Source organism: Mesorhizobium sp. M2A.F.Ca.ET.067.02.1.1, from assembly GCF_004023285.1.
In the GTDB taxonomy this organism is placed as follows: Bacteria; Pseudomonadota; Alphaproteobacteria; order Rhizobiales; family Rhizobiaceae; genus Mesorhizobium.
Window position 1 is genome coordinate 1 of sequence record NZ_RZSB01000312.1, and the last position, 6,540, is coordinate 6,540.

Consider the following 6,540-nt stretch of genomic DNA (forward strand, 5'->3'; position numbering starts at 1 on the left):
CTTCTGGCCCTGATCCTTCTCGCCGCCCAGCGAAGCCTGCTGTGTCGAGCGTTTGGCGCCGCCGCCGGATGGCTTCTGCTTATCGAGCAGCGCCGTTATCTCGTCGGCGTTGAACTGCTTCTCGTCCGACTTCTTCTTGGAAGACGCTTCCTTCACCGGCTTTTCCGCGTCCTTGCGATCCGGCGCCTTGGCGCTCTCGGCCTGGGCCGGCTGCGGCTGCGGCTGCGGCTTCGGCCGTGCTTCCGGCGCGGGCGCTGAATCCGGCAGCTTCGCCTCATCCGTCGGCTGATCCTGCGAGATCGCCTCGGCCACCGCGTCCGGCTTGACCTCTTCCTTCTGGATGGCGGCGGTCTTGTCGGGCGTTGGCGTCGGTTCCTTGGCCGGCGTCGGCTTGGGCTCCGTCTGCTTGACCGGCTCGGGCTTGACCTCTTCCTTCGGCGTCGGCGTCGGCGCGACTTCCGTCGCGGGCGTCGGCTTCGGCTTCTCCTGCGGCTTCGGCACGTCCTCGACCGCAGGCTTCTCGGTTGGCGTCGGTGCGGGCGGCGGCGCCGCAGTCTTCTCGACCGGCTTCGGCTTGGCTTCGTCCGTCACTGCCTTATCGGTGTCGACCGTATTCTCGCCGACCTTCTGGGCATTGGGAACGACATCCGGCCGCTTCGTCGGAACCGGCGCCGGCTTGTCATGCATAACCGCCTTCTTGTCGCCCTGCAGTGTTTGGGCGATGGCCTCCATCGGCACGATGTCGACCGCCACCGACTCCACGTCGGCGGCCGGCATGGCCGGCGGGGAGGACAGCGTGAACAGCCCGAAGGCCAGCGCCACCGCATGCAAGATCACCGATGAGGTGAGGCCCGTGCGCATCTGGCGTCTACTGATCCTGTTCCTGCAGCGAGACCAAGCCGATATTCTTGTAGCCGGCGGCTGAAATGCGGGCCATGACCTTCATCGCCGTGCCGTAGTCGGTCGACTTGTCGCCGCGGATGAAGATGCGCTCGTCATAGCCGGTCTTCGAGATCGCCTGCAGCTTGGCCACCAGTTCCTCGATGGGGATCTCGGTTTCCTGCAGGAAAATCTTGCCGGCGGCGTCGATCGAGACGGTGATCGGCTGCGTATCGACATTCATCGCCTTGGCTTGCGTGTCCGGCAGATCGATCGGAACTCCGACGGTGAGCAGCGGCGCCGCGACCATGAAGATGATCAACAGCACCAGCATCACGTCGACCATCGGCGTGACGTTGATTTCCGACATCAGGCCATGGTGACGGCCACGGCGCCTATGGCCGCGTCCGCCTCGCCCCGAGCCACCTGCGCCAGCAGCAGACATCCCCATGATCGTTCCTCAGGCCTTCTGCGCTACTTTTTCATCGATTTGGCGCGAGAGTATGGCGGAGAACTCGTCCGAGAATCCTTCCATGCGCACGGCGAGCTTGTTCGCGTCCGATGACAGTTTGTTGTAGGCGATGACGGCGGGGATGGCCGCGAGCAGGCCGATCGCGGTCGCCAGCAGCGCCTCCGCGATGCCGGGCGCCACCACCGAAAGGCTGGTGTTCTTCGACGCGGCGATCGCCTGGAACGAGGTCATGATGCCGATGACGGTGCCGAACAGGCCGATGAAGGGCGCGGCCGAGCCGGTGGTGGCGAGGAAGCCGAGGCGTCCCTCCAGCCTTTCCATCTCGCGAGTCAATGCCAGGTCCATGGCCTTGTCAATGCGGGTTTGCAGCGCCAGCGGCGACTTCGCGCCCTTTTCGAAGCTCTTCTTCCATTCGCGCATGGCGGCGACGAAGATCGCGCCCATGCCGGTGGTCTTGCGGTCGGCCAGCGTGCGGTAGAGGTCTTCGAGCGACTGCCCGGACCAGAAGACCTGCTCGAAGCGATTGAGGGCGAGGCGCATGCGGCTATAGGCGACGAGCTTGTCGATGATGATCGCCCAGGTCCAGATCGAGGCGCAGAGCAGGCCGATCATCACCAGCTTGACCACCCAGCCGGCCTGCATGAACAGGGCCCAGATCGACAAATGCGCTGCCGGATCGGCGAGTGCGATATTTTCCATCACTTAAGTCCTTAAGATTTTCCGGGCATCGCTGGCGGCTGGCCCATGGGCATCCCTTTGGTCCGATCGCGCGAAGCGTGAAGCTTGCGGGACACGCCCCGAATGCACCGTTTCGCGGCCTTTTCGAGGCAAATATTGGTGAAAGGAAGGCGCACGAATTGCGCCAATCTTCACCAATTCCTTCATGAACCGTTATGGTTAAGGATGGGTTAGGATGTCAGGCGCGGCGCATTGCCGCGCTTGGCAGGCGACCAATCAACAAGCGCCGCCGCAAGGGTATGCTGAGATTCAGGTCAGGCCGAGCCGAGAACGATGGCTTCCGAGAACCGGAGCGGAGCGTACTTCGGCATGTCCCGGAAAAGTGGTCTCCGGTTTTCCGATAAGGACGTGCGGCAGTTAGAAACTACGTGAGCACCGGAAGCGCAGGAAGCCATCATTCGCAGGCCGGCATCACCTGAATATCAGCGTACCCGAGGCATGAAGGCGGCAATCCACTCCCTTGGAAACCGTTTCGGGCGCCCGCTTTCGCCGACGATCGCCGCCTCGACTTTCGCCTCGACCAGCACCTCGCCGCCGCGCTTCAGTTGCTGGCCCATGAAGATGCGGGCGCCGGAGATGTCGTCGGTGCGCGTGTCGATGGTCAGGATGTCGTCCATGCGGGCCGGCGAGCGGAAGTCGATTTCCATGCGCCGCACCACCCAGACGATCCGCTCGCCATGCTTGCCGTCGAGAAGCTCGGTGTGGTGGACGCCGGTCAGCCGCAGATAGTCGGAGCGGCCGCGTTCGAGGAACTCGAGATAGCGCGCATGATAGACGACGCCGGAGAAATCGGTGTCGGCGTAGTAGACCCTGGCCATCAGCCGGTGGCCGAAATCCGTCAGCGCACCGGAAAGCCCGGCGCTGAGCGCCGCCGATTCACCATGATCGTCCATCGCGCTTTCCTTTTTCGGCCCGAACAGGCAGCTAAAGCCCTCGGGCTTTAGGCGGGATGGCACTGTTGGGCACGATGATCAAGGGCTTGATGGCGGCGCTGCTTGCGCTCGGCGCGCTGGCTTTGCCGGCCGGGGCGGCGACGTTCTCGATGAAACGCGGCCTCAATCTCGATCAGTGGGTCACCTGGCCCAGCGAGGACAAATGGGGCGATCGCCGGGCGATCCTGCCTTATCCGGAGTGGCGCAAATTTCTCAAGCAGGACGACCTCAAGGCGCTCAAGGATGCCGGTCTCGATTTCCTGCGCATGCCGGTCGATCCCTCCCCCTTTCTCTCGGATCGGACCGCGGCGCTTCGCGACGACCTCTATGCCAGCGTGCTCGACTCGGCGCGCATGATCAACCGCGCCGGCCTGAAGGTGATCGTCGACCTGCATCTGATCCCCGCTGGCGGCAACCGCAAGATCGGCATGGGGCAAGTGATGGACGACCCGGCCGTCTTCGACGCCTATGCCGAGGTCGTGCGCAACATGGCAAAGACGCTGGCCCGGGAAGATCCGAAGCAGGTCGCGCTGGAGCTGATGAACGAGCCGATCGTCGATTGCGACGCGAACGGCACCAACCTTTGGCCTGACCGCCAGAAAAAGCTGTTCGCGGCCGCGCGAGCTTCCGCCACCAGGCTCACGCTGATCCTGACCGGCGGCTGCTATTCAAACGCGGAGTCCCTGGCCAGGATCGACCCCGGGACGATCCCCGACGACAACATCATCTGGACCTTCCATTCCTACGACCCGTTCCTTCTGACACACCAGGGCGCGACCTGGGCCGGCGATTTCATCCAATACGTCACCGGCCTGCCCTATCCGCTCACAGCCGTTCCGAAGGCGCAGTTGGACCTGACGCTGGACACGATCCGCGACCGGATCAGGGCCGAGGCGCCCTGGGCGCGGCAGAGCGGCATGCTCGCCTATCTCGACGAACAGGTGGCAGCGATGGACAGTCCCGAAAAGCTGGCCGCCGTCATGGATGCGCCGTTCAGGACGGTCGATGCCTGGGCGAAGGCCAACGGCGTCAGGCCGCAGGATATCACGCTCGGCGAATTCGGCATGATCCGCAAGGAATATGGCAACGGCTTCGTCATGCCGGCGGCGTACCGCGCCGCCTATGTGCGCGACATGATCGGCCGCGCCGAGGCGCATGGGTTCTCCTGGTCGGTGTGGAGCTATGGCGGCGCCTTCGGCGTCGTCGACGCGTTCGACGGCGAGAAGGCGGAACCCAATGTGATGGATGTGATCAGGTCGCCTCGCTGAACGCGCGGGAAGCGAACTATCCTAGGTCGATCTGCAATATCTCCGGCCGCACGCCGAAACGGATCGGCGCAATGCTGAAGCCGAGACCGCCCGAGACAATCAGGTTGCGGTCGTTCTCGACGACATGGCCGTAGGCATAGCGATTGCCATAGGCCGAAGGCACGACCGGCGAATAGCCCAACAGCCGCACCTGTCCGCCATGCGTGTGTCCGGACAGCGTCAGCGAAACCCGCCAGGGCACCTTTGGAAAAATGTCCGGCTCATGCGCGAGCAGGATGATCGGATCCCTGTCGCCGACCTTGGCCAGCGTGCCGGGAAGATCGTCGAGGCCGGTAAGCCCCTCGCGGCCCTTTGCCCTGTCCGGCAAGAGCGCAATCTGGTCGGCCAGCCCGGCAATCCAGAAGCCTTTGCCGTCCTTTTCCAGGCGCACGGCGTCGTTCTCCAGCACCGGAATACCGACGGCCTCCAGCGCCTTACGGGAAATTGTCGGCCCTGCCCCAGCCGCCTGGGCCGAGCGATCCTCCCACCAGTCGTGATTGCCGAGGATCGAGAACACGCCGAGCGGCGCCTTCAGCGCGGAGAGCGCCGGCGCCCATTCGGATGCCTTCACCCAGCCGGTCACCATGCGGGTTCCGGCAGGGTAATCGCCAAGCATGACGATGACGTCCGGCTGCAGCGCATTGGCCTGCTCGGCAAGCCCTGCGATCCGCTCCGGCGTCATCCAGGGCCGGCAGGCATGGATGTCGGCGAGCGCCACGACGCGCAGCTTGAGGCCGACTGGCCAATGCGGCGGCGTCAGCGCGTAGCGCTTCACATGGGTGAGCAGCATCGGCTCTATGCCGACCGCGTAGGCGCCGAGCGACACCATGGCGAAGGCCGAGCCGCCGACAAGGCGCAGGAAACCGCGTCTGGTGATCATGGATCGGCCCGAGCCCCTTGGGATTTGTCAGGAAGCTGCCTTAGAGCCGGCAATTGCGCCCTCAGCTGGGCCAAGGCGCGCAGATTATGCGCAGATCGGCCCTTGCTTGGCCGAGCGGCGAACAAATCTGCGTTACTCTTCCTGGAACAGGCCGATCTGCTGCTGCGCGATATCCTTTGGCGGGTCGAGCCCCAGATGCCGCCAGGCATTGGCGGTCAGCACGCGCCCGCGCGGCGTGCGCTGGATGAAACCCTGCTGGATGAGATAGGGCTCGATGATGTCCTCGATCGCGTCGCGCGGCTCGGAGAGCCCGGCCGCGATCGTCTCGATGCCGACCGGCCCGCCGCCGAAATTGCGCGCGATCATCGACAGATAGCGGCGGTCGAGCGCGTCGAGGCCGAGCGCGTCGACTTCCAGCCTGGTCAACGCCTCGTCCGCGATCTTCCTGTCGACATGCGCGGCGCCCGCGACGCTGGCGAAGTCACGCACCCGGCGCAAGAGCCGGCCGGCGATGCGAGGCGTGCCGCGCGCGCGACGCGCGATCTCCACCGCCCCGTCGTCGCCGAGTGGCATCGAGAGTATCCGGGCGCCGCGGCGCACGATCTGCTCCAGCTCCTCGACCGTGTAGAAATTGAGCCGCACCGGAATGCCGAAGCGGTCGCGCAGTGGATTGGTCAAGAGCCCGAGCCGGGTTGTCGCCGCGACCAAGGTGAAGCGGGCAAGGTCGATCTTGACCGAGCGCGCCGCCGGCCCCTCGCCGATGATCAGGTCGAGCTGGAAATCCTCCATCGCCGGATAGAGGATTTCCTCGACCGCCGGATTGAGGCGGTGGATCTCGTCAATGAAGAGGACGTCGCGTTCCTCGAGATTGGTGAGCAGCGCGGCAAGGTCGCCGGCCTTGGCGATGACCGGGCCGGAGGTCGAGCGGAAATTGACGCCGAGCTCGCGCGCCATGATCTGCGCCAGCGTCGTCTTGCCGAGCCCCGGAGGGCCGACGAAAAGCACATGGTCGAGCGCCTCGCCGCGACCCTTGGCGGCGTCGACGAAGACCTTGAGATTGGCGCGCACCGCAGCCTGGCCGACGAACTCGTCGAGCGACTGCGGCCGCAGCGTCTGGTCGGCATCCTCGCCGCGCTTGTCGGGGGCAATGAGGCGGGGCGAAAGGCTCATGCCGCCTTCCTGGCATAGGACCGCTGGCGGGACAAGCGCTGCATCACCGCGCCAGTTCCTTGAGCCCGAAACGGATCAACTTCGAGGCATCCGCTCCGTCGCCGGCCGATTTCAGCGCCGCCGCGACCGCGTTTGCCGCTATGTCGCGCGAATAGCCGAGAT

At 65.0% G+C, this 6,540-nt stretch carries 7 protein-coding genes and 1 pseudogene; 1 reads left to right on the forward strand and 7 read right to left on the reverse strand.

What is annotated here, in order from left to right:
- From EOA28_RS20365 to ybgC, 4 genes are all read right to left on the reverse strand, one after another.
- On the reverse strand, positions 1–861 hold an 861-nt coding region (locus EOA28_RS20365; protein ID WP_128315208.1), incomplete at its 3' end, for a hypothetical protein.
- Between the two features lie 7 nt (positions 862–868).
- Entirely contained in the window at positions 869–1,330 is a 462-nt protein-coding gene (gene tolR / locus EOA28_RS20370; RefSeq protein ID WP_042645743.1) for a protein TolR, read from the reverse strand.
- A gap of 9 nt (positions 1,331–1,339) precedes the next feature.
- Positions 1,340–2,050: a protein TolQ gene (gene tolQ / locus EOA28_RS20375; RefSeq protein ID WP_042645742.1), complete on the reverse strand. Its 711-nt coding sequence runs from the start codon at positions 2,048–2,050 to the stop codon at positions 1,340–1,342.
- Positions 2,051–2,511: 461 nt separating this feature from the next.
- The gene (ybgC, locus tag EOA28_RS20380; protein ID WP_126080751.1) at positions 2,512–2,982 is read right to left on the reverse strand and encodes a tol-pal system-associated acyl-CoA thioesterase; all 471 of its coding nucleotides are present in this window, start codon (positions 2,980–2,982) and stop codon (positions 2,512–2,514) included.
- Between the two features lie 56 nt (positions 2,983–3,038).
- On the opposite strand from ybgC, the gene EOA28_RS20385 reads away from it, so the two are divergent.
- Entirely contained in the window at positions 3,039–4,289 is a 1,251-nt protein-coding gene (locus EOA28_RS20385) for a cellulase family glycosylhydrolase (RefSeq protein ID WP_127249602.1), read from the forward strand.
- Positions 4,290–4,305: 16 nt separating this feature from the next.
- Here the strand turns inward: EOA28_RS20385 and EOA28_RS20390 are convergent, their stop codons facing one another.
- From EOA28_RS20390 to EOA28_RS20400, 3 genes and pseudogenes are all read right to left on the reverse strand, one after another.
- Positions 4,306–5,208 carry a metallophosphoesterase gene (locus tag EOA28_RS20390; protein ID WP_127249603.1) on the reverse strand — a complete coding sequence of 301 codons (903 nt, stop codon included), beginning with the start codon at positions 5,206–5,208 and terminating at the stop codon, positions 4,306–4,308.
- Positions 5,209–5,340: 132 nt separating this feature from the next.
- Positions 5,341–6,378, reverse strand: a complete 1,038-nt coding sequence (gene ruvB, locus EOA28_RS20395; protein ID WP_127249604.1) for a Holliday junction branch migration DNA helicase RuvB — start codon at positions 6,376–6,378, stop codon at positions 5,341–5,343.
- Between the two features lie 43 nt (positions 6,379–6,421).
- Positions 6,422–6,540: pseudogene (locus tag EOA28_RS20400) on the reverse strand (Holliday junction branch migration protein RuvA); the annotation flags it as partial.

Excerpts from the sequence above, each read along its gene's own strand:
- ruvB (WP_127249604.1), bottom strand. The coding sequence starts at position 6,378 with ATGAGCCTTTCGCCCCGCCTCATTGCCCCCGACAAGCGCGGCGAGGAT.
- tolQ (WP_042645742.1), bottom strand. The coding sequence starts at position 2,050 with ATGGAAAATATCGCACTCGCCGATCCGGCAGCGCATTTGTCGATCTGG.
- EOA28_RS20385 (WP_127249602.1), top strand. The coding sequence starts at position 3,039 with ATGGCACTGTTGGGCACGATGATCAAGGGCTTGATGGCGGCGCTGCTT.
- tolR (WP_042645743.1), bottom strand. The coding sequence starts at position 1,330 with ATGGGGATGTCTGCTGCTGGCGCAGGTGGCTCGGGGCGAGGCGGACGC.
- EOA28_RS20390 (WP_127249603.1), bottom strand. The coding sequence starts at position 5,208 with ATGATCACCAGACGCGGTTTCCTGCGCCTTGTCGGCGGCTCGGCCTTC.
- ybgC (WP_126080751.1), bottom strand. The coding sequence starts at position 2,982 with ATGGACGATCATGGTGAATCGGCGGCGCTCAGCGCCGGGCTTTCCGGT.